This is a genomic window from Mesorhizobium sp. WSM4887 (assembly GCF_029625865.1).
Taxonomy (GTDB): Bacteria; Pseudomonadota; Alphaproteobacteria; order Rhizobiales; family Rhizobiaceae; genus Mesorhizobium.
The window spans coordinates 443,930-469,642 of sequence record NZ_JARTVP010000003.1 but is presented as its reverse complement, the minus strand read 5'-3'; the positions used below and the strand labels follow the sequence as shown (position 1 = coordinate 469,642).

At 64.4% G+C, this 25,713-nt stretch carries 26 protein-coding genes; 13 read left to right on the top strand and 13 right to left on the bottom strand.

From position 1 onward, the window contains the following. Positions 1–6 precede the first annotated feature (6 nt). A complete protein-coding gene (locus tag P9230_RS15875; protein WP_278119844.1) occupies positions 7–1,302 on the bottom strand; it encodes an amidase in 1,296 nt (431 codons plus the stop codon). 112 nt (positions 1,303–1,414) lie between these two features. Here P9230_RS15875 and P9230_RS15870 point away from each other — a divergent pair, with 112 nt between their 5' ends. Next, on the top strand, positions 1,415–1,762 hold the full coding sequence (locus P9230_RS15870) for a GFA family protein (RefSeq protein ID WP_095823532.1): 348 nt from the start codon (positions 1,415–1,417) through the stop codon (positions 1,760–1,762). Between the two features lie 61 nt (positions 1,763–1,823). Here the strand turns inward: P9230_RS15870 and P9230_RS15865 are convergent, their stop codons facing one another. Next, positions 1,824–3,038, bottom strand: a complete 1,215-nt coding sequence (locus tag P9230_RS15865; protein WP_095823533.1) for an MFS transporter — start codon at positions 3,036–3,038, stop codon at positions 1,824–1,826. 137 nt (positions 3,039–3,175) lie between these two features. Here P9230_RS15865 and P9230_RS15860 point away from each other — a divergent pair, with 137 nt between their 5' ends. After that, on the top strand, positions 3,176–4,141 hold the full coding sequence (locus P9230_RS15860) for an AraC family transcriptional regulator (protein ID WP_278119842.1): 966 nt from the start codon (positions 3,176–3,178) through the stop codon (positions 4,139–4,141). A gap of 110 nt (positions 4,142–4,251) precedes the next feature. Then, a complete protein-coding gene (locus P9230_RS15855; RefSeq protein ID WP_095826818.1) occupies positions 4,252–4,683 on the top strand; it encodes a DUF4437 domain-containing protein in 432 nt (143 codons plus the stop codon). A 31-nt stretch (positions 4,684–4,714) separates the two neighbouring features. Here the strand turns inward: P9230_RS15855 and P9230_RS15850 are convergent, their stop codons facing one another. The 7 genes from P9230_RS15850 to P9230_RS15820 form a co-directional block, all read right to left on the bottom strand. After that, the gene (locus P9230_RS15850) at positions 4,715–5,818 is read right to left on the bottom strand and encodes an ABC transporter ATP-binding protein (RefSeq protein ID WP_278119840.1); all 1,104 of its coding nucleotides are present in this window, start codon (positions 5,816–5,818) and stop codon (positions 4,715–4,717) included. After that, positions 5,818–6,921: an ABC transporter ATP-binding protein gene (locus tag P9230_RS15845; protein WP_067318983.1), complete on the bottom strand. Its 1,104-nt coding sequence runs from the start codon at positions 6,919–6,921 to the stop codon at positions 5,818–5,820. Before P9230_RS15845 ends, P9230_RS15850 begins: the two co-directional genes overlap by 1 nt. Continuing rightward, on the bottom strand, positions 6,918–7,139 hold the full coding sequence (locus tag P9230_RS15840) for a hypothetical protein (RefSeq protein WP_066989971.1): 222 nt from the start codon (positions 7,137–7,139) through the stop codon (positions 6,918–6,920). The genes P9230_RS15845 and P9230_RS15840 overlap by 4 nt, the downstream gene beginning before the upstream one ends. After that, positions 7,136–8,092, bottom strand: coding sequence for a carbohydrate ABC transporter permease (locus P9230_RS15835; protein WP_066989974.1), 957 nt, complete (start codon positions 8,090–8,092; stop codon positions 7,136–7,138). Before P9230_RS15835 ends, P9230_RS15840 begins: the two co-directional genes overlap by 4 nt. A gap of 1 nt (position 8,093) precedes the next feature. Further along, positions 8,094–8,999, bottom strand: coding sequence for a sugar ABC transporter permease (locus P9230_RS15830; protein ID WP_095780122.1), 906 nt, complete (start codon positions 8,997–8,999; stop codon positions 8,094–8,096). A gap of 67 nt (positions 9,000–9,066) precedes the next feature. After that, positions 9,067–10,383: an extracellular solute-binding protein gene (locus P9230_RS15825; RefSeq protein WP_066989980.1), complete on the bottom strand. Its 1,317-nt coding sequence runs from the start codon at positions 10,381–10,383 to the stop codon at positions 9,067–9,069. A gap of 353 nt (positions 10,384–10,736) precedes the next feature. Beyond that, the gene (locus P9230_RS15820) at positions 10,737–11,426 is read right to left on the bottom strand and encodes a TetR/AcrR family transcriptional regulator (RefSeq protein ID WP_278119837.1); all 690 of its coding nucleotides are present in this window, start codon (positions 11,424–11,426) and stop codon (positions 10,737–10,739) included. A 118-nt stretch (positions 11,427–11,544) separates the two neighbouring features. Here P9230_RS15820 and P9230_RS15815 point away from each other — a divergent pair, with 118 nt between their 5' ends. Genes P9230_RS15815 through P9230_RS15805 form a run of 3 tightly spaced genes read left to right on the top strand, consistent with a single transcriptional unit; the run spans position 11,545 to position 14,044 of the window. After that, entirely contained in the window at positions 11,545–12,741 is a 1,197-nt protein-coding gene (locus P9230_RS15815) for a Tm-1-like ATP-binding domain-containing protein (protein ID WP_278119835.1), read from the top strand. A 12-nt stretch (positions 12,742–12,753) separates the two neighbouring features. Next, the gene (locus P9230_RS15810) at positions 12,754–13,617 is read left to right on the top strand and encodes a phosphoenolpyruvate hydrolase family protein (RefSeq protein ID WP_127241780.1); all 864 of its coding nucleotides are present in this window, start codon (positions 12,754–12,756) and stop codon (positions 13,615–13,617) included. A gap of 4 nt (positions 13,618–13,621) precedes the next feature. Beyond that, on the top strand, positions 13,622–14,044 hold the full coding sequence (locus tag P9230_RS15805) for a cupin domain-containing protein (protein WP_067318993.1): 423 nt from the start codon (positions 13,622–13,624) through the stop codon (positions 14,042–14,044). 142 nt (positions 14,045–14,186) lie between these two features. On the opposite strand, the gene P9230_RS15800 is transcribed toward P9230_RS15805, so the two are convergent. After that, positions 14,187–14,594, bottom strand: coding sequence for a nuclear transport factor 2 family protein (locus P9230_RS15800; RefSeq protein WP_067318995.1), 408 nt, complete (start codon positions 14,592–14,594; stop codon positions 14,187–14,189). 184 nt (positions 14,595–14,778) lie between these two features. Next, positions 14,779–15,969 (bottom strand): Xaa-Pro peptidase family protein, encoded by a 1,191-nt coding sequence (locus P9230_RS15795; RefSeq protein ID WP_278119833.1) that lies wholly within the window; start codon positions 15,967–15,969, stop codon positions 14,779–14,781. A gap of 340 nt (positions 15,970–16,309) precedes the next feature. On the opposite strand from P9230_RS15795, the gene P9230_RS15790 reads away from it, so the two are divergent. The 6 genes from P9230_RS15790 (at position 16,310) to P9230_RS15765 (ending at position 22,005) form a co-directional block, all read left to right on the top strand. Further along, positions 16,310–17,920 (top strand): ABC transporter substrate-binding protein, encoded by a 1,611-nt coding sequence (locus P9230_RS15790; protein ID WP_095800612.1) that lies wholly within the window; start codon positions 16,310–16,312, stop codon positions 17,918–17,920. Between the two features lie 117 nt (positions 17,921–18,037). After that, positions 18,038–19,024, top strand: a complete 987-nt coding sequence (locus P9230_RS15785; protein WP_278119830.1) for an ABC transporter permease — start codon at positions 18,038–18,040, stop codon at positions 19,022–19,024. Then, positions 19,021–19,851 (top strand): ABC transporter permease, encoded by an 831-nt coding sequence (locus tag P9230_RS15780; protein ID WP_278087021.1) that lies wholly within the window; start codon positions 19,021–19,023, stop codon positions 19,849–19,851. Before P9230_RS15785 ends, P9230_RS15780 begins: the two co-directional genes overlap by 4 nt. Then, positions 19,848–20,726, top strand: coding sequence for an ABC transporter ATP-binding protein (locus P9230_RS15775; RefSeq protein ID WP_278119828.1), 879 nt, complete (start codon positions 19,848–19,850; stop codon positions 20,724–20,726). The genes P9230_RS15780 and P9230_RS15775 overlap by 4 nt, the downstream gene beginning before the upstream one ends. Beyond that, on the top strand, positions 20,723–21,502 hold the full coding sequence (locus P9230_RS15770; protein WP_127403892.1) for an ATP-binding cassette domain-containing protein: 780 nt from the start codon (positions 20,723–20,725) through the stop codon (positions 21,500–21,502). Before P9230_RS15775 ends, P9230_RS15770 begins: the two co-directional genes overlap by 4 nt. Continuing rightward, entirely contained in the window at positions 21,499–22,005 is a 507-nt protein-coding gene (locus P9230_RS15765; protein WP_127241440.1) for an L-2-amino-thiazoline-4-carboxylic acid hydrolase, read from the top strand. The genes P9230_RS15770 and P9230_RS15765 overlap by 4 nt, the downstream gene beginning before the upstream one ends. An 81-nt stretch (positions 22,006–22,086) precedes the next feature. Here the strand turns inward: P9230_RS15765 and P9230_RS15760 are convergent, their stop codons facing one another. Together P9230_RS15760 and P9230_RS15755 are read right to left on the bottom strand one after the other, a co-directional pair. Next, positions 22,087–23,379, bottom strand: coding sequence for an FAD-binding oxidoreductase (locus tag P9230_RS15760; RefSeq protein WP_164746883.1), 1,293 nt, complete (start codon positions 23,377–23,379; stop codon positions 22,087–22,089). A gap of 2 nt (positions 23,380–23,381) precedes the next feature. Then, positions 23,382–24,755 (bottom strand): glutamine synthetase family protein, encoded by a 1,374-nt coding sequence (locus P9230_RS15755; RefSeq protein ID WP_278119826.1) that lies wholly within the window; start codon positions 24,753–24,755, stop codon positions 23,382–23,384. Positions 24,756–25,254: 499 nt separating this feature from the next. Here P9230_RS15755 and P9230_RS15750 point away from each other — a divergent pair, with 499 nt between their 5' ends. Next, positions 25,255–25,695 (top strand): GFA family protein, encoded by a 441-nt coding sequence (locus P9230_RS15750; RefSeq protein ID WP_067319017.1) that lies wholly within the window; start codon positions 25,255–25,257, stop codon positions 25,693–25,695. Positions 25,696–25,713 lie beyond the last annotated feature (18 nt).

Genomic DNA, 25,713 nt, shown 5'->3' with positions numbered 1-25,713 from the left:
ACCACCTCAACCGCTCAGCAAAGCCTGCACCGCGGCAGCAATTCCGAGCAGACGTCGGTCGTGCCCATGCCTCGCCACCAGCATCAGCCCGGCCGGCAGCTTGGTGCCCGGCATCGGCAGCGAGATTGCACAGAGATCGAACTGGTTGGCGACCTGCGTGTTGCGCAGGAGCAAGCCTCCCGTCCTGTCGCGTAGCGCTTCGTCGCCGGCCATCGCCACGATCGACGGCGCGACCATCGGCACGGTCGGCAGAGCAAGCGCGTCGACCGCTTGCAGCCGTTCCGTCATGGCCGCGACCAGTTCCGCCCGGCGACGGATTGTCCTGATATAGGCGGAAGCGGGAACCGTCCGCGCGCGCGACAAAGGCCCGCTGACATGTGGGTCGACGGGCACCGAGGCCCCGGTCGCCAGCCAGTCGGCATGCACCTCCGCACCCTCCATCGACGCGATCGAGGCGCGCATGGTCGCCGCGCGCATCCCGCCAATGAGGTCATCGATCGATAGATCGGCAACGCGCGCCCCTGCCCGCTCCATCTGGCTGGTGCACGCCTCAAAGGCCGCGGCGACGTCGGCTTGCGTGTCATCAAAGAGCCGGCCGCGCGGAACACCGATGCGCAGACCGGCGAGCGGGATCGGTTGAAGCGCCATCGGCTCCTCCCCCGCCATGATCGCGTCGGCAACCGCGCAATCAGCGACGCTGCGGGCGAGCGGCCCGATCGAATCCAGTGTCGCCGACAACGGAAAGGCGCCGTCCAAAGGCACGCGCCGGGCCGTCGGCTTGAAGCCGACGACGCCGTTGAGCGAGGCCGGGATGCGAACCGAGCCGCCCGTGTCCGAGCCGATCGAGATCTGGCTGCTGCCTTCGCCCACCGCAACGCCGGCGCCCGATGAAGAACCGCCCGGGATCAGGCTGGCATCCGCCGCATTGCCCGGTGTGCCGTAGTGCAGGTTGTCGCCGATCGCGGTGAAGGCGAATTCGGTCATGTTGGTCTTGCCGAGGATCACTGCGCCCGCCTGGCGCAGCCGGCGCACGATCGCCGCGTCCTGCGCGGCGGGCTGAGCACCGGCGAGCATCGCCGAGCCTGCCCGGGTCGGCTCGCCGGCGACATCGAACAGATCCTTGATCGACACGACCACGCCATCGAGCGGCCCGAGGCAGACCCCGGCTCTTTGCCGCGCGTCGGCTGCATCCGCTGCGGCGAGCGCCGCCTGCGCATACTGCTTGACGTAGACCTTTTCGTCAGCCGCGCGATTGGCAAGACGTGACAGGATGATTTCGAGACGGTCGCGCACGGATTGCATGTCGATGTCGGACTCCGCAAGGATGCAACGTCTTTTAAGGCAGCCAATTTGGCTAGCGGATGGATAACCCGGCAAGGGTGCCTTTGCACCTGCCAGCGATAGGAAGAGACTGATGCTGTACAAAGGCAGTTGCCACTGCGGCAAGGTGGCTTTCGAGGTCGCAGGCGAGCTCGGCGGCGCGGTGCGCTGCAACTGCTCGATCTGCGCGCGCAAGGGGGCGCTGCTCTGGGCCGTGCCACACGCCAGCATGCGCCTGGTTGCCTGGGGCGACGACCTCGGCAAATACACCTTCGGCAAGGGCTCGATCGCGCATCGCTTCTGCCGGACCTGCGGCATCCATCCCTTCGCCGAGGATGTCAGTCAAGGCAGCGAGCGCAGCGCCTACATCAACATCAATTGCCTCGACGGCATCGATCTCGCCGCTATCGAGGTTTTCGAGTTCGACGGCCGCTCGGCTTAGCCCAGACTGCATCGCCCTGCCGACAAGCCGGCCGTACCGGCTGGCTTGTCGGCGTCCAAGGTTATTCAGCCTGTTTCGGCCCGACGGCGAAAGTCACCAGCGCTGCGAGCAGCGTTGCCATGGCACCGTAGCCGAATGCGCTGGCGACGCCGGCATGGTCGACCAGCAGGCCGCCGAAGACTGCGCCCAGCGCGATCGCCACCTGGAACGTCGCGACCATCAGGCCGCCGGCGCTCTCGGCCTGGTCGGGAGCGGCGCGCACCAGCCAAGTCTGCAGCCCGACCGGCACCGCGCCGAAGGCAAAGCCCCATGCCGCAACTGCGATTGCCGCAATCACCGGTGAAGCGCCGATGGTGAGCATGGCAAGCGCCGACAGCGCGATCAGCAGCGGCGCCAGTCCGACCGCAAGCTTCAGATTGCGCTCGGCCAGGAAAGCGCCGGCGAAATTGCCGAAGAAGCCGCCGATGCCATAGGCGAGCAGAACCAGCGAGATGGTCTCGATCGGCATGACCGGCACCGTCTCCAGGAATGGCCGCACATAGGTGAAGCCCGCAAACTGTCCCGAGGCGACGAGCAGCACGACCAGCAGGGCGATGCGGATCGTCCGCCGCTTCAATACCTCGATCAGCGTGCGAAAGCTCGCCACGGCCGTCGGCGGCAGGCTGGGGATGGTGGCAAGCTGTACAAGCAGCGTCAGCGCGCCGACGACCGCCGCGATCATGAAGGCCGTACGCCAGCCCCAGATGTCGCCGACATAGGCGCCGACCGGCGCCGCGGTGACGGTCGCCACCGATACGCCGGTCAGGATGATCGACATTGCGCGCGGCATCAGCCGCATCGGCACCAGTCGCATCGCCATGGCGGCCGACATCGACCAGAAGCCGCCGAGCGCGACGCCCAGCACCACGCGGGCAAGAAGCAGCATCGTGAGCGAGGAGGCGAAGGCGGCAAGCAGGTTGGAGACGATCAGAAGCAAGGTGAGCAGCCACATGACCAGCCTGCGGTCCAGCCGCTTGGTGACGATGGCCATCGTGGGTGCTGCGATCGCGCCGACGACGGCCGTCGCCGTCACGGCCTGGCCGGCGGCGCCTTCGCTGACGCCGAGATCCTGCGCCAGCCGCGTCAGCAGGCTAGCGGGCAGAAATTCGGCGGTCACCAAGCCAAACACGCCGAGCGCCAGCGAGACCACCGCGCCCCATACAGGCTCGCTTCGCTCCTCGGCTTCGGTTCTATCGAGAACAGCGGCATCGATGACGCCTGTGGCGGGTTCGGTCATGGGAAATCTCCGATCTGTTTTGCGGCGCCATTTGGAAGACCGCCAGTTCGGGATCCACCCGTTACAGGCCTGGCGCGCGACGCTGCAGTGCAACATAGGGAGTGACCGGCTGGAGTTTCCATGCTAGAAACGCCGGAATGAATTACAATTCGTCCAAAACCACATTCCCGGCGTCCGGCGATCCGCTGACCGACATGCTGCGCGGATTGCGGCTCGACGGCGTCGACTATGGCCGCTGCGTGCTGGGCGAACCGTGGGCCGTTTCCTTCCCCGCGCAGAAGGCGGCGCGGTTCCATTTCATCGGCCAACAGGGCTGCTGGCTGTTCTCACCGGCCAAGGAATGGATCGAGCTCTCTGTCGGCGACGCGCTCTTGATCCCGCGTGGCGATGAGCATGTGCTGGCGAGCGCGCCGGGCGTTCCGCCCGTGCCGATCGGCCGCTATACGATCGAGCCGGTCTGCGAGAACATCTATGACGTCTCCAACGGCTGCGACGGCTGCAAGACCTTGCTGTTTTGCGGCAGCATGCATTTCAATCTCGACGGCTCGCATCCGCTGCTCGACATGATGCCCGACCTGATGCAAGCGCATAAGCTGATGGCGAACGCGCCGGGCATCCAGCATCTGCTCGATGCGATGGCCGGCGAGGTGACGATGGACCGGGTCGGCTCGGGCGGCATTCTCGCCCGCCTGGCTGACGTGCTCGCCGCCACAATCATCCGCTCCTGGGTAGAGAACGGCTGCGGCGACGCGACCGGATGGATCGCCGCGGTCCGCAATCCTGACGTCGGCAAGGTGCTCGCCGCCATTCATCTGCAGCCCGACCGCGATTGGACGGTGGCGGCCCTGGCCCGATTGATGGGCGCGTCTCGCTCCGCCTTCGCGCAGCGCTTCGCCACCGTGGTCGGCGAGACGCCGGCCAAATATGTGCTGCGCGTGCGCATGCATCAGGCGCGGCAATGGCTCGCCCGCGACGGCATGCGGGTGTCTGTCGTGGCGGCGAAACTGGCCTACGATTCGGAAGCTTCCTTCAGCCGCGCCTTCAAGCGGGTGATGGGTGTCGCGCCGAGCCATCTGCGCAATGGCGGCGGCGAGCAATCCTGACAGCCGGCGTTCAGGTCGCTACCAGGCTGGAGGAATTGCCAAGTCTTTTGGACGACGCGTCATTCTTCACCGACAGGGATTGCCTAAGCTGAGCCGAGGAGGAACCGCTCATGGCTAATCAACTCGCAGCGCTTGCGCTCGCCGCGCTCACCATCTCTCCGGGGCAGGCATTCGGACTCGAAGACAGCTATCTGCCGGCCGACAAGATCCCTTATGTCGTTGAAGCGCCGGACCAGCCGCAGCGCCTCGGCCCGCTATGGGGCTCGCGGACCGAGGGCGCGGCCGGCACGCTGCTCAAAGTTCCCGGCAACTGGCGCGCACCGGTCCACGCGCACACCGCCGACTATCGCGCCGTGGTCATCAAGGGGCTCTGGGCGCATTGGCAGATCCAAGGCGGCGAGGCGACCAGGGTCGAGCTGCCGCCGGGCTCCTACTGGACCCAGAAAGCCAACGAGATGCATGACGATGCCTGCCTGTCCGACACCGAATGCGTGATCCTGCTGATCAACGACACGCCCTACGAGACCTATCTGCCGAAGTAAGTGCAGGCCGACAGCAATCGGCCGGTCCGCGCTATCCGGCGTGCCGCAAGCTGACACCGCTGCCCTTATCGAACAGCACCACCTTGTCCGCGTTCCAGGCAAAGCGGACCGGCTGCTCGATCTCGACGGCGGTTCTCGCCGGCACGGTGGCTCTCAGCATCGTGTCGCCGACCCTCAGCGTCACGATCTTCTCGACGCCGTGGTTCTCGACATCGTGCACCTTAGCCTCGACCGGCGCGCCGCCTTCCAGATAGACGTCCTCCGGACGGATCCCGAAGACGAGCGGGCGACCGTCGCTCGCGCCGCTCGTCTTTAGCCCCCAAGAAGCCCTGGCGCCCCCGCCAACCGGCAATTCGAAACTCATCGGCGCCATCACCGCGCGGTCGTCGACCAGCTTGCCGTCGATGAGGTTCATCGGCGGCGAGCCGACGAAGCTTGCGACATAGGTATCGCGCGGATTGTTGTAGATCTCCTGCGGCGTGCCGGTCTGAACGATGCGGCCATGGTTCAGCACGCCGACCTTGTCGCCCATCGACATCGCTTCGATCTGGTCGTGGGTGACGAACAGGAAGGTGGCACCGAGCTGCATCTGCAGGTTCTTCAATTCCGTGCGCAGCGCCTCGCGTAGCTTGGCGTCGAGCGCCGACAGCGGCTCGTCCATCAGGAACACGCGTGGTTTGCGCACGATCGCGCGGCCGATCGAGACGCGCTGCATCTCGCCACCGGAGAGCCGGTCGGTCTTGCGGTCGAGCAGGTGCTCGATGCGCAGCGTGCGGGCGGCGCGCGCGACGCGGTCCTTGATCTCGGCATCCGGCAGCCGGCGAATCTTTGGCCTCAGCGGAAACTCGAGATTCTGCCGCACCGTGTAGCGCGGATAGAGCGAATATTGCTGCAGCACCAAGGCCACGTCGCGCTCGGCCGCGCTCCAGTCGGCGACGTCGACGCCGTCGATGAAGACCTGGCCCTCGGTCGGTTTCTCGAGGCCGGCGATCATCCGGAGCGTCGTCGTCTTGCCGGCGCCGGTTTCGCCCAAAAGCACGAAGAACTCGCCATCGGCGATATTGAGGTTGAGACCCGTCAGCGCGGTATGGCCGCCGAACTTCTTGGTGATGTTCTTCAGTTCGATATGGGCCATTACAGCCTTACTCCCAGCGACTTGCCGCTTGCCGTGTCGAAGAAATGCGCCTGTTCCGGGTCGATGCGGGCATGAACCTTCTCGCCCGGACCCGACACGTAGCCTGCCTTGGTGCGGGCGCGCAGCATCTTGGAGCCGACCTTGAGGTCGACAATGTCGAAGGAGCCGAGCGGCTCGATGATCTGCGCTTCGACCGGCACGTAGCCGGGAGCGGCATCATGCCGGACGAGCACGCCTTCCGGACGGATGCCGAGCGTCAAGCCACCATTGGAATGCCCGTTCAGCCTGGACAGGAGCTCGCGCGGGAACTCGAAACCCGCCGGCGCACCGCCGACGGTGACGGAGGCCGCGCCGGCCAGATCGGCGACGCTCGCCTCGGCGATGTTCATCACCGGGCTGCCGACGAATTGCGCCACGAACAGGTTTGCCGGATGCGAGTAGACCTCGTCCGGCGTGCCGACCTGCTGGATGAAGCCCTCATGCATGATGACGATGCGGTCGGCCAGACTCATCGCCTCGATCTGGTCGTGGGTGACATAGATCGTGGTCGATCCCTGCTTGATGTGCAGCCGCTTGATCTCGGCCCGCATTTCCTCGCGCAGCTTGGCGTCCAGGGCGCCGATCGGCTCATCCATCAGCATCGCCTTCGGCCGCCGCACCAGCGCGCGGCCGATCGCCACGCGTTGCATGTCGCCGCCCGAAAGCGCAGACGGTCGCTTGTCCAGCAGGTCGGTGATCCGCAACACCCTTGCGATCTCGCGCACCGAGGTGTCGACTTCACTGCTGCTCATCCGCGTGGCCCGCAACGGAAAGGCGATGTTCTCGAACACCGTCATATGCGGATAGAGCGAAAAGGACTGGAACACCATGGCGATGTCCCGGTCTGCAGCTTTCAGATGCTGCACCGCCTTGCCGTCGATCAGGATGTCGCCCTGATCGATCGTCTCGAGCCCGGCAATCGCGCGCAGCGTCGTCGTCTTGCCGCAGCCCGACTGTCCAAGCAGCACGATGAACTCGTTGTCGGCGATGGCGAGGTTCAGATTATGGATGACCTGGACCGCACCGAAGAATTTCTCGATGCCGCGAAGTTCGATCTGCGTCACTGCCCGGCCCCCTCATGCGTCACGGCGCCGGTTTCCTCTCTCTGCTCCGGTGCGATTTTCGACGTGATGTTGAAGCCGATCAACCCGATCAGGATGATCGTCACCCCATAGGAATGCAGGCTGAGGCTCCATGGCTGGCAGAGTGCGACGATGCCGAGCACCATGAGGATCTGCGATGCCGGCAAAAGGTACTTCTCGTTGACGGCGCGAAAACTCATTTGCGGATCGCTCCGAAAGTCACGCCGCGAAGCAGGTGGTTGCGCAGCAGGAAGGTGAAGATCGCAACCGGCAGCAGGAACAGGAACGTGCCCGCCGCGATCGTGGTCCAGTCCGGCAGGCCGGAGCCGATCTGCGACGGGATGAAGGGCGGCGCCGTCTGGGCGCGCCGGTTGGTCATGATCAGCGCGAAAGCGTACTCGTTCCAGGCGGTGATGAAGCAGAACACGGCGGTGGCGGCGATGCCGGTTGCGGCCTCGGGCAGCACGATCTTGAAGAAGGCCTGCATGCGCGTATAGCCGTCGACAAGTGCTGCCTCCTCATACTCTTTCGGGATCTCATCCATGAAGCCCTTCATCAGCCAGACCGAGAAGGACAGGTTGAAGGCGACGTAGAGGATGATCAGGCCGATATGGGAGTCGTTGAGGCCAACTGCCCGGTACATCAGGAACATCGGGATGGCGACGACCACCGGCGGCAGCATGCGCGTCGAGAGGATGAAGAACAGAAGGTCCGCCTCGCCGGCGATCTTGAAGCGCGAGAAGCCGTAGGCGGTGAAGGTTCCCATGCCGACGGCGAGAACGGTGCTGACCACCGCCACGATCAGGCTGTTCATGAACCGGTCGGGATATTGCGAAAGCTGCACGTCCTTGCCGACCTTCAGCACTCGCTCGCCGCCGTCGTAGATGCGCTTTTCCCACCAGGGCGCGGCTTCGTAGACTTGCGGGTCGACGGTCTTCTGCATCTGCACGCGCTTGGTGAAGAGCCGCACGAACGGCGTCACCTCGGGCTCGAACAGCACGGTTGGCGGCACGCTGACGGCGAGCTCCTTCGGCTTGAATGCCGTCGAGGCGATCCAATAGATCGGTGCGAGGAAGACCAGCGTGGCGATCAGCACCGCGGCGATGGCGACACGGTTGAGCGCGACCTCGGAAGAAGTGCGGACGGCGGCCATCTCAGCGCTCCTTCACCTTGTTGAGATACTTTACGTAGAGGTTGGTGATGGCCAGCACCATGATCAGCACGATGTAGGCGAGCGCGCAGGATTTGCCGGTGTCCCACTGCTGGAAGGCCTGCTTGTAGAGCCGGATCGCGATCAGCTCGGCGGTCGGCTGAGTCGTCATCGTGTAGGCGATGTCGAAGGTCTTGAAGGCTTCCATGGTGCGGAAGATCAGCGCGATCAAAAGGATCGGCGAGACCAGCGGCAACGTGATGCGGGTGAAGGTGTACCACCAGCTGGCGCGGTCGATCGCGGCGGCTTCGTAGAGGTGCTGCGGCACCGCCGACAGGCCGGCGAGCGACAGCAGCATGACGAAGGGCGACCACATCCAGATGTCGGTGATCGCGACGGCGTAGAGCGCGCTGTCGGGATTGGAGAGCCAGGCGAAGTCACCGAGGCCGAAGACATAGTTGATCGGTCCCCAGGACGGGCTGTAGAGCAGCTGCCAGAACAGGCCGACGACCGCCGCCGACATCATCATCGGCAGCAACAGCAAGGTCGTGATCAGGCCCTTCATCGGAAAGCTGCGGTTGAGCAGAAGCGCGAGGCCGAAGCCTACGATCATCTGCCCGGCCACCGACACGATCACATATTTCGCGGTGATGACGAAGTTCGACCAGATGTGATCGTCGCTGAGCAGCTCGCGGTAATTCTGCAGGCCGACGAATTGCCAGGGCTCGCTGCGGTTCGCGGCGAAGTTGGTGAAGGAATAGCCGAGCGAATAGATCAGCGGAAAAATGTTGAAGACGATGAGGAAAACCAGCGTCGGGATGATGAACATGTTGCGGATGGTCAGATCCGACCAGCCTCGCGCGGCGGCCCTGGATGCTGGATCAAGATTGGTAAGGGCTACCGAAGCCAACGGTCGTTCTCCCTGAAAACAGGAATGCCGGAGGGGAAACCCTCCTCCGGCATTCTGACTGTGACGCCTACTTGTAGCGGTTGTATTTGGTGAACGTCGCCTTCCAGTCGGCGGCGGTCTTGTCGAGCGCTTCCTGGGCGGTGCCCTTGCCGCCGACCACGAACGGATAGATGTTCTGGTTCAGCTGATCGAGCACTTCGGCATATTCAGGCGTTGCCCAGAAGTCCTTGACCATGAACATCGTGTCGTAGAAGGCCTTGTTATACGGCGTAGCGTTCTGGAAGGCCTCCGACTTCAGCACGGCCTGGCTGCAGGTATAGCCGCCGAGCTCGGCCCACTTCTTCTGGGTCTCGTCCTTGATGAACCACTCAAGGAATTTCATCGCCTCGTCCTTGTTCTTCGAGTACGAGACGACGGAGATGCCCTGGCCGCCGAGAGCGGCGAAGCGCTTGCCGTCCGGACCGGCCGGGTTGGCGAAGAAGCCGGTCACGTCGGCATAGGGGTTGGTGGCTTTGTTCACCAGCGGCGGGAAGAAGGCGAAGAAGTTCATGCTCATCGCGGCGAGCCCGCCGGTGATGGCTTGGTTGTCCTCCACGAAGAACGTCTTGCCCCAGCCGGGAGGCGTGAACTTGTAGAGTTCCTTGTACATTTCGAGGCCGGCGACGGCCTCCTTGGAATTGGTGATGCCGTCGACCTTGTAGGTCGCGTAGTCGCCGAGATCGCCGCCATAGCTGAAGATCGCGCTTTCGACGCCCATCGCCATCGCGTCGTACGAGTTGTCGGTGTAGATCGCGACGCCGTAGCGCTTCTGGTCCGGACGATGGAAGAACTCGGCGATGTCGCGCAGCTGCGCGTAGGTCTTCGGAACATCGAGGTCGTAGCCGTATTTCGCCTTGAAGGCTTCCTTCTCCTTCGGGTCCTCGAACCAGTCCTTGCGGTAAGACCAGCCGATCGCATCGCCTTCCAGCGGGATCGCCCAGTACTTGCCGGAACCGCCCGGGTACTCGGCATAATATTTGATGGTCGCGGGCGCCATCACATCGCCAAGCTTATGCTTGTTGAAGAAGTCGGTCAGGTCCACATAGTGGCCCTGCGTCGAGCCGGCGCCCAGCCATTGCGAGTCGCCGACCACCATGTCGTAGGCGTCGCCATGCGCGTTGAACTCGGTGAAGGCCTTGGTCTGGAAATCAGGCCACGGCGTGGTCTGCACCGTGACTTTCACGCCCGTCTCGGCCGTGTAGTCGTTGACGAGTTCCTGCAGATAGTTCGCCGGATCCCATTCCGCCCAGAAGATGGTGAGTTCCTTGTCTTGCGCGCGGACGGATGTCCCGCAGGCAAGCGCCAGCCCGATACCAGCGATCACGCTGGTCACTATCTTGCGCATAGTTTTCCTCCCTTGTGCGCCTTCTACCTTGTCATGCGGGCCGGCATAGCGGGTCGGCCCTGGCAGTTCCTCCCGTGACGGCATTTCCGGTTTCGGGCCTCCTCGCCCGACCAGAAAAATCGATCGCAACCTCCACCTTCGCTCCGCTTTACGCGTCCTGATCTGGTATTACCAATTCAAGAGGGACGTCAAGTTCTTTCTTGTGCAGTCCAAAACGGTTCCACAAGCCGCTCAAAGCGATATCCCTCTGTTTTCTATAATTTTTCGTACTCCTTGATATGCGGAAACCTTGTCTCCAGCGATGTATTGCAGTCATTGTTGTTGGCATCCTCTCCAATCTGGTCGAACCAGATTCAGGACATGTCTATTTCAGCTGGTGCCGAACCTCCAGTCGCCTTCGCTCCTGATTCCGCTACCGCCGCGCGCACCAGCGCGCCCGCCGTCCACTCGGCGACCGCCATCATGTCACGGCTGTCCAGCCCCCACATATCCTTCAGCACGATCAGCACCTCGACACCGAACATCATCGACAGCGCCTGGGCAAGACGCCTGAACTGGCGCGGCTTGAGCTGACCCTTGAGCGGAGCGATCGCGTCCTTCAGGAGGTCGATCCGATGGCCGCGCTTGAAAGCCGGTTCGGCGCCTAGCGTGCCAGCCTGCCGTCTCGCCCACTGGTCGAGCGAAAGCTTGAGCGCCGCCTTGAACGTCGCCTCGAAAGCCTCGATGCGCGGCATGGCGGAGGCGAAGAGTTCGGCGACCCGCTGTTCCGGATCTTTCGAATTCGATTTCCAGGTCAGGATCGGTCCGAGCCCCTCGTCGACGACCGCCTGCACCAGCGCGGCCTGGCTCGGAAAGTAGCGATAGGCGGTCGCGCGCGACACTTCCGCAGCCTCTGCAACCTCGCTGACCGAAGGCGTCACGCCGGACTGCATCAGCCGCGTCGCCGTTTCCAGCATCAGCCGCCTGGTACGGGCGCGGGGCCCCTTCCCGGCTCTCAGCTGCTCGGCGTCATCGGAAGCGGCTTGTTGACGTGAGACATCCATATCAATACGATACGCGCGTCTCAAAAAATTGCAATGGCCGGACCAAGCGCCAGGCCCGAAGCGGCAGGCCGCACCGCCGAGCAGGCCGGCTAACCGAGGAGACGACGGGGAAAGGCGAATGAAGCGTATCTATGTGGTCGGCACCGCCGACACCAAGGGTGAGGAGCTTGCCTTCCTGGCCGATGCCGTCGCCGTCGGCGGCGGCTCGGTCGTCCGCGTCGATATCGGCACACGCGGCGCGACCATCCCGGTGGATGTCGCGGCAAGCGAGGTCGCCGCGCATCATCCCGATGGAGCCGGCGCCGTGCTCGGCACTGACGACCGCGGACTCGCCGTTGCCGGCATGGGTGTCGCCTTTATCCGTTTCATCCAATCGCGCGACGACGTCGCCGGCGTGATCGGCATTGGCGGCGGCGGCGGCACATCGATTGTCACCGCCGGCATGCGCGCCCTACCGCTGGGTCTACCGAAGATCATGGTCTCGACGCTGGCCTCCGGCGATACCGCGCCTTACGTCGATGTCTCCGACATCGTCATGATGCCGTCGGTAACCGACATGGCCGGCCTCAATCGTCTGTCGCGCGTCGTCCTGCACAACGCCGCCCAGGCGATCGCCGGCATGGCGGCGAGGCCGGCCCCGTCAACTGCCGGCAAGCCGGCGCTCGGCTTGACCATGTTTGGCGTCACCACGCCCTGTGTCACGGCAATCGTCGAGCGCTTGCGCGCCGACTATGACTGCATGGTCTTCCATGCGACCGGCACAGGTGGCCGCTCGATGGAGAAGCTTGCCGATAGCGGCCTGCTCGCCGGCGTCCTTGATATCACCACAACCGAGGTCTGCGATTTGCTGTTCGACGGCGTGCTGCCGGCGACGGAGGATCGCTTCGGCGCCATTGCTCGCACGAAACTGCCCTATGTCGGCTCGGTCGGCGCGCTCGACATGGTGAACTTCTGGGCGCCGCCGACTATCCCCGACAAATATCGCGGGCGGCTGTTCTATGAGCATAATCCGAATGTCACGCTGATGCGCACTACCGCCGAGGAGAGCCGCCGGATCGGCGAATGGATCGGCGGCCGCCTCGCCCGTTGCGACGGCCCGGTGCGCTTCCTGATCCCGGAAAAAGGCGTGTCGGCGCTCGATGTCGAAGGCGGCGCCTTCTTCGATCCGCAAGCCGATGCGGCGCTGTTCGAGGCCATCGAGCACACCATCAAGCCGACCGGGAACCGTATCGTGACGCGCCTGCCGCTGCACATCAACGATCCTGCATTTGCCAAGGCCGCGGCCGAGGCTTTCCTCGACATCGCCAAGAAGTGAGATCCGACAAACATGGCCGCCATCCCGCGCAAAACCATACTGGAAAGGTTCCGCAAGATGATCGCCGATGGCGTTCCGATTGTCGGCGGCGGTGCCGGTACCGGCCTGTCGGCCAAGGCCGAGGAAGCCGGCGGCATCGATCTCATCATCATCTACAATTCCGGCCGTTACCGCATGGCCGGGCGCGGCTCGGCCGCCGGCCTGCTCGCCTATGGCAATGCCAACGAGATCGTCAAGGAAATGGCCTATGAGGTGCTGCCGGTGGTAAAGAAGACGCCGGTGCTGGCCGGCGTCAACGGAACCGACCCCTTCGTCATCATGCCGCTGTTTCTCGCCGAACTGAAGACGATGGGCTTTTCCGGCGTGCAGAATTTTCCGACCGTCGGCCTCTTCGACGGCACCATGCGGCAGAGTTTCGAGGAGACCGGCATGGGTTTTGGCCTCGAGGTCGACATGATCGCCGAGGCGCACAAGCTCGACCTGCTCACCACGCCTTACGTCTTCAACCCCGACGAGGCGCGCGCCATGACCAAGGCGGGCGCCGACGTGGTCGTAGCCCATATGGGCGTGACCACAGGCGGCTCGATCGGCGCGACCTCGGCGAAGTCGCTGGATGCCTGCGTCGAGGAGATCGACGCCATTGCCGACGCCGCGCGCTCGGTGCGCAAGGACGTCATCCTGCTTTGCCATGGCGGGCCGATCTCCATGCCCCATGACGCGCGCTACATACTCGAGCGCTGCGAAGGACTGCACGGCTTCTACGGCGCAAGCTCGATGGAACGGCTGCCGGCCGAGGCGGCGATCGCCAGGCAGACGGCGGATTTCAAGGCAGCGGCAATCGGCAAAGCGAAAATGCCAGCAACTAGCAAGGGATGAGGCAATGGCCGACAAGAGCAAGGTGTTCGTTTATCCGAAGGAGGTCAGCGCCTTCGGCTTCGACTGGGGCAAGCTGGCCCTCACGGTCGCGCCGGAAGTGAACGGCGCGGAGCGCTTCTCCGGCGGCGTCGTCGACCTGCCGCCCGGCAAGGGGCACACCCGCCACAACCACCCAGGCGCGGAGGAGATCATCTTCGTGATTTCCGGCCATGGCGAACAGATGGTCGAGGACGAGAAGGGCAATCCGGTGGTCGCCAAGGTCGGTCCCGGCTGCACCGTCTATGTGCCGGAAAGCCGCTTCCACTCGACGCTCAACACGGGCGATCAGCCGATGCAGCTTTTCGTCGTCTATTCGCCGGCCGGCCCCGAGCTAGCGCTGCGTGACCTGCCGGATTTCAAGCTGCTGCCGCGAGAGGCAAGCAATTGATGGCAAATCGCTTGCGGGCGTTATTCGCCCACCGGTTTGCTTCGCAATCACCTCTCCAGGTATGTATGGGGGCTACAGCAAACAGGTGTGCGGAGATATCGCGCACAGTCTCGTGCGAGTTGCCGCGAATAGCACCTCCAGGCTAAGCCCAGAATGCATCCCAGGCGTAGAGGTCGTAGAAGTGTTCCCGGCCATCGACTACCTTGCCGGCCCTGATGTCGAAGACGATGCAACAGAGCACATCAAGCTGTTTGCCGTTGCGTTCCCCGGTATTGCGATGGACGCCGACTACACGACCGTCCTCACTTTCCATGACATGCAGAAGATTCGCCCTGAAGGTGCCAAGGGTTTGCCCGCCATAACGGCCGAACTGGGCAAAAGTCGCCTCACGGCCTTTGTAATCCCCGGCGATCGGATTCCTTCCCGGGCTGTGCCACGTGCATTTCTCGTCGATGATTTGCGCAAGCGTGTCCATGTCTCCGGAGTTGAAGGCGGCGTAACCCCGCCGAATGAGCTCGGAGTTCTGATTTCTTGATGTTACGTCTGCCATAACTTCCTCCTGCTACCGGCCCGACGTAATCGGTCTGGTAGGAGGCGCCGGGCCACAACTCAAGTCAGCAAGATACACCCAGGACGGCGGGCGCGCACGACGAAGCTTGTTTCCCATCAATCCGCAGAAGCCGCCCCGAGGTTTGAACTCGGTCATTCGGAGTGATTGGTTTCCCGAGCGCGCTCTAGGCGACCCCGCCCCTGTTCCACCCACGCCCGCGATCGCCGAACATCGCATAGCCTGTGTCGGTCACCGCCACGGTATCCTCGAGCTTGATGAAGCCGCGCGTCGGGTGGAGCATGGTGGTCTCGACCGAAAGCACCATGTTCTTTTCCAGCGGCTTGGCCGCATAGGTGCCTTCATAGGTGACCGGATGGTTGGTCATCAAAAACGGCGCTTCATGCGTGATCAGCCCCATGCCGTGGGCGAAGAAATCCGTATAGGCCGCGACCTTGGAAGCCTTCAGCACGCTCTCGGCATGCGCGATCATGTCGCCGCCGAGCGTGCCGGCTTTGACCTTGGAGAACGCGGCCTGCTGCACCGACTCGACTTCGGACAGCAGATCCTCGAGCTCGGCATCCGGTTCGCCAAGAATACCCAAGCGGCAGAGGTCGCCGATATAGCCGTGATAGTTGCCGCCGGAATCGATCGACAGCACCTCGCCCTGCTTCCACGTCTGGCTCGAGGCGGCACGGTTGTGGCTGGCACCCAGTGTCAGCAGACAATATTCGAAATGCGCGCCGCGATTGGTCTCCTCGCGCCGTAACTGCTCGATGATGTCGGTCTTGGTCGTGCCCTCGCGCGCCCAGGCGATCGTCGCCAGCATCGAATCGGTGATTAGTTCCGAGGCGATGCGCAGCTTCTCCAGTTCGGCCTCGGTCTTGACGGCGCGCATGCGCTCCAGCATGCCGGTGGCATCGATCAGCTTTGCATCCGGCAAGGCCTTGCGGATCAGCGAGTAAGCGTCCGAGGGCAGGAAAGCAGGCTCGATGCCGATGCGGGCAGCACCCTTGCCGATCTTCTGCAGATGCTCGACGGCAAGGTTGGCGGCGTCGAGCGTGCCCCAGCAGGCCGCATGCAATGTCGGTGTCCAGAACGGATGGTTCTCGTGCTCGCCGCCTTCCATCTTGTTGCCGATATAGGCCGCATGCTCCGGCCCGCCTTTTTCATAGAGGACGATCGGCAGGTAGCGGCTATGGCCGATGGCGTCCATCGCCGCGAAAAAGATGAACTTGTAGCCGCCGAGCAGATATTGCGTGTTGTGCTTGGAGGTGGCGAAAAGCACATCGATGCCGGCCTCCTCCATCAGCCGGTCCACCCGAGCCTGGTCGAACGGGATGCCGCTGGCCTCGGTTTTGCCCGGAGCGATGTTCATCTTTCCCTCCCTGATTTCCTCGGCCGCTCAAGCAGTCAAATGATGAAACTGCCGTTTGCGGCCAAATCTGCACCATCTTGACCGTTTTGGTCCAGCCAGAATTGACAGTATCCGGCTGATCCCGCCCTCTCCTACTTGGCTTGAGGCCGCGTACGGCTTAGTCTGGTCCTACCAGATAGCCGCGACCGCAGCCCGAATATAACTGGTCCAGCGGACGAAAATTTCAGAGCCAAGCCAGCATGCGCCAAATCCGTCTCTGGCGAAACCTTTGCCAAGGGCCATAATCCCGCTGATTTTGAGGTTGCCCGCGCCGGTCGCGGGTGAAGAGGGGAGCTTGAGGATGTCCGGATTGCCGATTTCACGCCGCGGCCTGCTGGCCGGCTCGGCACTGCTTCTGGCCTCGACCGCCTTGCCGGCCATCGGCCGGGCGCAGACGCCGAAGAAGGGTGGCAGGTTGATCGTGGCCGCCGACTCCGAGCCGCGCAACCTCAATCCGGCTATTGTCGCTTCCAACGGCGTCTTCTTCATCTCCAGCAAGGTGGTCGAGGCGCTGGCCGAGGCCTCCTTCGACGGCAAGGACGGGCTTCAGCCGCGCCTTGCGCTTTCCTGGGAAGGCGCAGCCGACGGCCGGTCGGTGACCTTCAAGTTGCGCGACGGCGTCAAATGGCATGACGGCAAGCCCTTCACCTCCGCCGACGTCGCCTTCTCCGCGCTGCAGGTCTGGAAGCCTCTGCAGAATCTCGGCCGCACGGTGTTCAAGGACCTTGAAGCCGTCGACACGCCCGACAAGCTGACGGCCGTGTTCAAATTCGCCAAGCCGACGCCGTTCCAGCTGATCCGCAACGCGCTGCCGGCATTGAGCAGCGTCGTGCCGAAGCACGTCTATGAGGTGGGCAAGATCGAGGACAACCCGGCCAACAACGCTCCGGTCGGCACCGGCCCGTTCAAATTCGCCGAATACAAGGCCGGCCAGTACTATCGGCTTGCGCGGAACGATGCCTATTGGGACAAGGACGAGCCCTATCTCGACGAGATCGTCTACCAGGTGCTGCCCGACCGAACCTCTGCGGCTGCGGCGCTCGAGGCGGAAGAAATCCAGCTCGCCGCCTTCTCCGCCGTGCCGCTCGCCGACCTCGACCGCATCTCAAAGGTGCCGGGCCTGAAGGTCATCACCAAGGGCTATGAGGGGCTGACCTACCAGCTCGTCGTCGAGATCAACCATCGCCGCAAGGAACTGGCGGACCTGAAAGTGCGGCAGGCGATCGCGCATGCCATCGACAAGGATTTCGTCGTCAAGACAATTTTCCTCGGCTACGCCGCGACCGCAACCGGTCCGGTGCCGAAGAACGATCCGCAATTCTACACTGCTGACGTCCCGATCTACCCCTTCGACGTCGCCAAGGCCAACGAGCTGCTCGACGAGGCCGGCTACAAACGGGCCGACGACGGCAAGCGCTTTGCACTGAAGCTGCTGCCGGCGCCGTATTTCAATGAGACCAAGCAGTTCGGCGATTACCTGCGCCAGGCGCTGGCCCTAATCGGCATCGACGCCCAAATCGTCAACAACGACTCGGCCGCCCATATGAAAGCGGTCTATACCGACCACGCCTTCGACCTCGCCGTCGGCCCGCCGGTGTTCCGCGGCGACCCGGCGATCTCGACCACCATCCTGGTGCAGAGCGGCATCCCCGACGGCGTGCCCTTCTCCAACCAGGGCGGCTACAAGAACGCCGACCTGGATGCGCTGATCGCCAAAGCGTCAGAGACGCTCGACACATCCGCCCGCACCGAGCTCTACAAGGAATTCCAGAAAATGGTGGCGGCCGACCTGCCGCTGATCAACGTCGCCGAGTGGAGCTTCATTTCCGTCGCCCGCGACACTGTCGGCAACATCGCCAACAACCCGCGCTGGGCGGTATCGAACTGGGCGGACACCTTTTTGGCGGGTTGATCCGCACTTGCGGATTGCCTGCCTGGGTGCTGAGCTTTGAGAATGAGAGTTCCGTCGCGCCCCCCCTCTGTCCTGCCGGACGCGGCATCCAAGGGTTGGCCCTGATATGGCGTCGCCATGACCCGAGCCCTCACCCTCCTGCGCCGCCGTCTCGTCGGCAGCGTCTTCGTGCTGCTGATCGTCGTCATCGGCAGCTTCCTGCTGCTCGAAGCTGCCCCCGGCGACGCGGTCGACGCCTATATCGTCTCGACCGGCGGCGATGCCGGCATGATCGAATTGCTGCGCCACCGCTGGGGCCTCGACCAGTCGGAACTGACCCGGCTCGCCAACTATCTCTGGGCGCTCTTGCACCTCGACCTTGGCCAGTCCGTCACGTTCTCGCGGCCGATCCGCGACGTCATCCTCGAACGCCTGCCGACCACGCTCATCCTGATGGGCAGCGCAACCGCGCTCTCCTTCGGCCTCGGCTCGGCGCTCGGCATCTATGCCGGCGCCCGTCCCGGAAGCTTTCGCGACCGCTTCCTGTCGATCGGCTCGCTGGCGCTCTACGCCGTGCCGGGGTTCTGGCTCGGCTTTGTGCTGATCGTCGTCTTTGTCGTCGACCTGCGCTGGCTGCCGATCGGCGGCATCGAGACCATCGCATCGGCCAAGACCGGGGTGGCGCGGGCCGGCGACATCGCCACCCATCTTGTGCTGCCGGTCTCGGCGCTCGGCTTCATCTATCTCGCGCTCTATCTGCGCATGATGCGCGCCGGCATGGCGGAAGCCTGGCGGCAGGATTTCGTGCTTGCCGCCCGTGCCAGGGGCTTGCCGCGCCGGCGCATCGTGCTTGCGCATGTCGCCCGCAACGCGCTGCTGCCGCTGGTCACCATGCTCGGCTTGCAATCGGCGCAGATGCTGGGCGGCAGCGTTGTCATCGAAAGCGTCTTTGCCGTCCCCGGCCTCGGCCGGCTGGCGCAGGAAGCCGTCGCCGGACGCGACACGCCGCTGCTGCTCGGCATCATTTTGGTGAGCGCCGTGCTCGTTATCGTCATCAACCTCCTGGTCGATCTCGCCTACGCCTTCCTCGATCCGCGCGTCGGTGCCGGCGAGGCGGTCGCATGAAGAGGCTGCATCGATTTTTCCAGACGCCGGAAGCGATCGCCGGCGCACTCATCCTCGCCTTGCTCGTCGCGATCGCGCTGGCAGCGCCGCTGCTCTTTCCGGGCGACCCGCAAGCGATCGCCGGCTCGGCCTTGCTGCCGCCGTTGCAAAATTGGTCGCTGCCGCTCGGCACCGACCGGCTCGGCCGCGACGTGCTGGCCGAACTTTTCCACGGCGCGCGCACCTCGCTGGCGGTTGGACTAGCGGCGGCCGCAGCTGCGCTTCTGGTCGGCGCGGTGGTGGGCACGCTGGCCGGTTTCGCCGGCGGCTTGATCGACGAGGTGCTGATGCGCATCACCGACGCCTTCCAGACCGTGCCTAGTTTTTTGCTGGCGCTGGCCTTCGTCAGCATCGTCGGCCCCTCGCTTGGTGTGGTGATCGCGGCCATCGCGCTCGGCGCCTGGACCGGGCCGGCGCGGGTGGCGCGCGCGGAAGTCCTGTCGATCCGCGAGCGCGACTATGTCGCCGGCGCTCGCGTCATCGGCATGCATCCGCTCGAGATTGCCTTTCGCGAGGTGCTCCCCAATGCGCTGCCGCCGGTGCTGGCGCTTTCCTCGGTGATCGTCGCGGCCGCCATCCTCACCGAAGCAGCGCTTTCCTTCCTCGGCCTCGGTGATCCCAACCGCGTCACCTGGGGCGGCATGATCGCCGAAGGCCGCACTGTCTTGCGCACCGCGCCTTTCCTGTCGATCGTTCCCGGTATCGCGCTGGTGCTGACCGTTCTCGGCATTTACCTCGCCGGCGAGGGCGTGGTGGAAAGCACCGCGGTACGCAGGAGCCTGTCGTGACTGCGCTGCTTTCGATCCGCGATCTGACCGTGCGGTATCGGCGAGACGGCGTCGAGGTAACGGCGCTGAAGGGCATCAGCCTTGATGTGGAAGCCGGGGAACGCCTTGCGATCATCGGTGAGAGCGGCTCGGGCAAGAGCACGCTGGCGCTGGCGGTTGCGGGATTGTTGGCGGAAGCGGCCGAGGTTGGAGGTTCGATCGAGTGGCAGAAACCTCGATCGTCTCATTCCCTCACACCCCCCTCCGTCCAGTCGTCCGGCGGGATAGAGGGGGGTGCGCAGGATCGCCAGCCTCCGCATTTTCAGCCCATTGGTGGCCGCGACATCGGCTTCGTCTTCCAGGACCCCTCCTTCAGCCTCGACCCGGTGATGCCGGTCGGCAAGCAAATCGCCGAGGTCGCACGCACGCATCTCAACCTCAACTGGCGCGAGGCCTATGCCAAAGCCAAAACCCTGCTCGAGCGCGTCCGCCTGCCCGACTCCGAAGCCGTCTTGCGCGCCTATCCGCACCAGCTGTCCGGCGGCCAGAAGCAGCGCGTTGCAATCGCAGCGGCCATCGCCGCCGCCCCGAAACTGCTGATTGCCGACGAGGCGACCAGCGCGCTCGACACCATCGTCCAGGCCGAGATCGTTTCCCTGATCCGCGGGTTGGTCAACGAGGACGGCCTGACGCTCGCCTTCATCAGCCACGACATCGCGCTCGCCGCCACGCTCGCCGAACGCATCGCGGTGCTGCGTCATGGCGAGTTGGTCGAATTGGGCGACACGGACCAGATCCTTAACGCGCCGCGCCATGCCTATACGCGCACGCTGCTCGATGCCCATCTCGGTCTCGACGCCAAGCCGCTTCTTGACCGGCAAGGCGCCCCGGCATGACCGTGCTCGCCGTCTCCAATCTCTCCAAGCGCTATCGCCGCGGCGGCAAACCCTTTGCGGCCGTCGACGATGTCTCGTTTGAGATCGGCCCGGCTGAAACGCTGGCCCTCGCCGGTCCGTCCGGCAGTGGCAAGTCGACCGTTGCGCGGCTGGTGCTGCGCCTGCTCGAGCCCGACGCCGGGCGCATCCAATTCGAGGGCACAGACTTCCTTAACTTGTCGGGCGCCGCGTTGCGCGCCCGCCGTGCCCGCCTCCAGATGGTCTTCCAGGATCCGCTCGCCGCCTTTAACCCGCGCTCCACCGTGGCGCGTGCGCTGGACGACCCGTTGCGCATCCACGGCATCGCCTCGCGCTCGGAGCGCCCGCGCCGCATCGCAGCCCTCCTGGAGCGGGTCGGCCTCGATGCCGGCCTTGCCGCGCGCGCGATCCACGAGATTTCCGGCGGCCAGCGCCAGCGGGTAGCGATCGCCCGCGCCATCGCCACCCGACCGTCGCTGATCGTCCTCGACGAGGCGGTCTCGGCGCTCGACGTTTCGGTGCGCGGACAGATCCTGGACTTGCTGCTCGACCTGCAAAGACAGGAACGGATCGCCTATCTCTTCATTTCGCATGATCTCGGCGTAATCCGCGCCCTCGCGCATCGCATCGTTCTCCTCGATGCCGGCCGGGTCGCCGAGAGCGGCGACGCCCGCACCGTCATCGCCAGCCCGCAATCGGCGGTCGGCAAGGCGCTGGTGGCGGCAACCCCGAGGCTGAATAGGATCAAAACACCATGACCGACTCCGACGCAGCCATTGCCGAAAAACTGTCGCGCGAGCTCGACTCCGCCTTTCGCTACCGGGGCGATCTCTATCGCCTCTTCCTCGATGAGTTGACCGCCGAGCTTGGCGCCGAGAAGGCCGAAGCATTAATGATCCGCACCATCGAAAAGCGCGGCCGGGAAGTTGCAGCGGCCGCTTTCGCCGGTTTCGGCCCCAATGATGCGCTGGCGATCGGCGAGGCGTTCCTTTCCGTCAGCCCGGATGGCGGGCGCATGTATCCGACCGACGTCGAGCGCAGGCCGGACCGCATCGCTTTCAAGGTGAAGCGCTGCCCGCTGAAGGATGCCTGGATCGAGGCCGGCGTCGGCGAGGAAAAGCTTGCCACGCTCTGCCGCATCGCCGGCGCCTTCGACCGCGGACTGTTCGAAGCAACCGGCGTGCGCTTCGCCAACGTGACCTGGACGCCGGGCCACGGCTCCGGCTGCTGCCACATCGCGCTGACCAACCGCGACACCTAGCGAGCCGACGATTTGACTTTCGGCCGAAGACGTGCAGTTCCGCGCCGGATTCGTCGCTGGCACCGACGGGAAAGTCGGCGCTCAACGCCTGAGTCGATCGCGCATCGCATACCACAGCATGCCGAGCACATAGAGCGGCCCGCGCAGCGCCGTGCCGCCGGGGAACGGCAGCGGCGTCAGCGTCGAGAACAGGTCGAGCCGCGAGGCGTCGCCGGTGATCGCTTCCGCGAGCAGCTTGCCCGACAGCGTCGACAGGATGACGCCCTTGCCGGAATAGCCATGCGCGAAATAGACCTCGCCATAATGCCCGACATGCGGCAGGCGCGACGTCGTCACAGACACGAGCCCGCCCCAGGCATGGTCGATCCGGCACCCCCTAAGCTGTGGGAAGGTCTTTTCCATATGCGGCCGCACGAAGCCGCCAATGTCGGCGGGGGGCGAGGGCGTATAGCGCTCGCCGCCGCCGAACAGCAGGCGGCCATCCGCGGACATGCGGTAGTAATTGACCACGAAAAGCGTGTCCGAAACCGCGGCGTTGGACGGGATGACGTTGCGCGCGCCCAACGGCTCGGTGGCGACGATGTAGTTGCCGATCGGCATGATGCGGCTGTTGACGCGCGGCTCGAGCCCGTTGAGCAGCGCATCGCCGGCCAGCACCACATGCCTGGCACGGACCGAGCCCTTGTCGGTGAACACTCGGATAAAGGGTTCGCGCTCCAGCCGGACGGCGACCGAGTTCTCGTGGATGGTGACGCCAGCGGCAGAAGCGGCCCCAGCGAGCCCCAGCGTGTAGTTCAGCGGATGCATGTGTCCGCCGAGCGTCTCGAAGGATGCACCGAGATAAGGCGTATCGACCATGCGCCGCGCCTCCGCCGCCGACAGGATCTCGACATGCGGGAAGTCCATCACCTTGGCGAGGCACTCGGCCTCTTCCTCGAATTCGCGCATGTCGGAGCCGTTGACCGCGCCGACCAGATGGCCGGTCAGCCGCAAGTCGCACTCGATGCCGTGGCGCTCGATAATGTCGAGCACCAAGCCTCGCGCCTCGAAGGCGAGGTCGAACAGCGCCTTCGCCCGCTCCGGCCCGAACGCTCTGACCAGCTCCTTGGCGCCCTTGCGCAGACCGGGGATTATCTGGCCGCCATTGCGCCCAGAGGCACCCCAGCCGATCTTGCCGCCTTCGAGCAGCACCACTTTAAGGCCGCGTTCGGCCGCATGGAGCGCCGCCGAAAGCCCGGTGCAGCCGCCACCGACGACCACCAGGTCGGCTTCTGCATCGCCGGTAAGCGCCGGATGGTCCGGCGCCGGATTGGCAGTCGCCACATAATAGGATTTGCCGATATCAAGACCGGAATTGAAACCCGTCGAAGCCATGGTCACACCTTGAGCAGCAGATGGTCGCGTTCCCACGACGTCACCACGGTCTGGAACAGGTCGAGCTCTACGCTTTTCACGCGCAGATAGGTTTGGAAGAAATCCTCCCCGAGCAGCACCCGCACCGGCTCGCAGGCGGCGAAACGGTCGAGCGCTTCCTCCATGGTCTTGGGCAGCGTGCTCTGGCTGCGATAGGCGTTGCCGAAGGCCTCCGGCGAGCGGGCCAGCTTCTCCTCGACGCCGAGATATCCGGCGATGAGCGAGCCGGCCATGGCGAGGTAGGGATTGGCGTCGGCCCCGGGCAGCCGGTTCTCCACCCGCCGCGCGGCGCGCCCGCCCATTGGCACCCGCAGGGCGCAGGAGCGGTTGTCATGCGACCACTCGATATTGGCCGGCGCGCTGTGGCCCGGCCGGATGCGGCGATACGAGTTCACGTTCGGTGCAAACAGCGGCATGATTTCAGGCACGTATTTCTGCAGGCCCCCGATGAAGTGCGCGAACATTTCTGTGTCCTCGCCGTCTTTGCCGGCAAACAGGGGCTCGCCGCCTTCGTCGATGATGGACATGTGAAGATGCATCGAGCTGCCGGCCTGCGCCGCGATCGGCTTCGCCATGAAGGTGGCGTGCATACCGCTCGCTTGCGCCGCCTGCCTGGCCATACGCTTGAACAACAGCACCTTGTCGGCCAGCGCCAGCGGGTCGCCATGGAGGAAGTTGATCTCGAGCTGCGCCGTGCCGGATTCATGGATCAGCGTGTCGAGCGGCAGGCCGGCCGCCGCGGCGTGCTCATAGAGGCGACGCGTCACCGCTTCGAACTCCTCCAGCGCCTGCATGTCATAGGGATGCTGCACGCTTTCCGGCCGTCCATTGCGCCCGACCGGCGCGGTCAGCGGCCGATCCGGATCGGGATTTGGCGCCGTGAGGTAGAATTCGAGCTCCGGCGCCGTCACGGCGTGCCAGCCACGCCGGCGGTAAAGATCGAGCACGGCCCTCAGCACATGGCGCGGCGAAGCCATCGACGGCCGTCCGTCCATGTGAAACGTATCGGCAAAGACATAGGCCTTGCCGACCCTGCCGCCGGGCGCAAGGCTGAGCGTCGACAGGTCGGGCACCATGCGCATGTCGGGGTCCTGATACGCGAACCCTTCATCGATGGAGCCGGAATAGCGGCCGTCGATCGCGACCAGGAAAGCGCTGCTCGGCAGGTAGAGCGCAAGGTCCTCGAGCGACTTCAGGAACTTGGCCGCCGGCAAGGCCTTGCCGCGCAGCACACCGTTGACATCGGGCACGAGGCACTCGACCTCGCTTATTCCATGCGTGGTCAGCCAGCTTTGCGGATCGGCGCTGGGAAATGAGGAATTCAGTTTGTCAGGCATCGGTCATGTCCGTACGAAGGAGAAGTCGCTTCGGCGGGCACGTCCGTTTCGGTTTGAGCGCTGAGTAAGCTACGTGATCTGAACGACGGACGCCCGCCTGATGGCCGGCCAACAGGCCGGATCGAGCGCTCCGCATACCCCCTCGGTCCAGCCGTCACGAACGACATGCGAACCGACCTTGGTCTCCTCCGCGCGTTGCAGATTCTCGTGCCGGCAACAGCGCATGACTAGTGATGCCCCGCCGAAAGACGGTTTCTTGCGGCCGAAATTGAAAACAGCCGAGAGCCGGAGCGTCTTTTTGCCATTTGCGCGGCAAACCTCTTCAAGGAACCTGGCCTATGGTTTGACCGATCGTTGCTTCCGGCGCAAGCCCGCCCGCTGGGGCCGCTCCGCGCGTTGCCCGCCCGAAGGAACTCGCTGCCGGTTTTGATGTTCCCACTGAGCACGCCACCGGCGCACAGCGCGGCCGACGGAATTCAGCACGATCAGGAGCGATGGGATGGAAGGCAGGATCGAAACGGGGGCATGTTTTTGCGGGGCGATCGCGGCCGAGATGCAGGGCGATCCGTTCTGGACGTGCTTCGACCATGATGACGACTGCCGCCGGGCGATCGGAAGCCCGCTGACCATCTGGATCGGTTACCGGCCGGACCAGATCCGCTTGACCCGCGGCCAGCCCAGGGAATTCTCGAAGACCCGGGGCATCGTCCGCAGCTTCTGCGAGAAATGTGGCACCTCGATCGCCTATCGCGACGAGGGACTGAACGACGAGCTTTATGTCACGATCGGCTTCTTGGACCATCCGGAGCGGTTTCGGCCACAAGCCCACGCCTATTGGCGGCTGCGTCTGCCCTGGCTGGAATTCTCCGACGATCTGCCGCGTATCGACACCTACTCGCGACGTCGCGATCCGGCATTCGGAAATCCAGTCGACCGGTAGATCGCTCGCCAAGCGCGC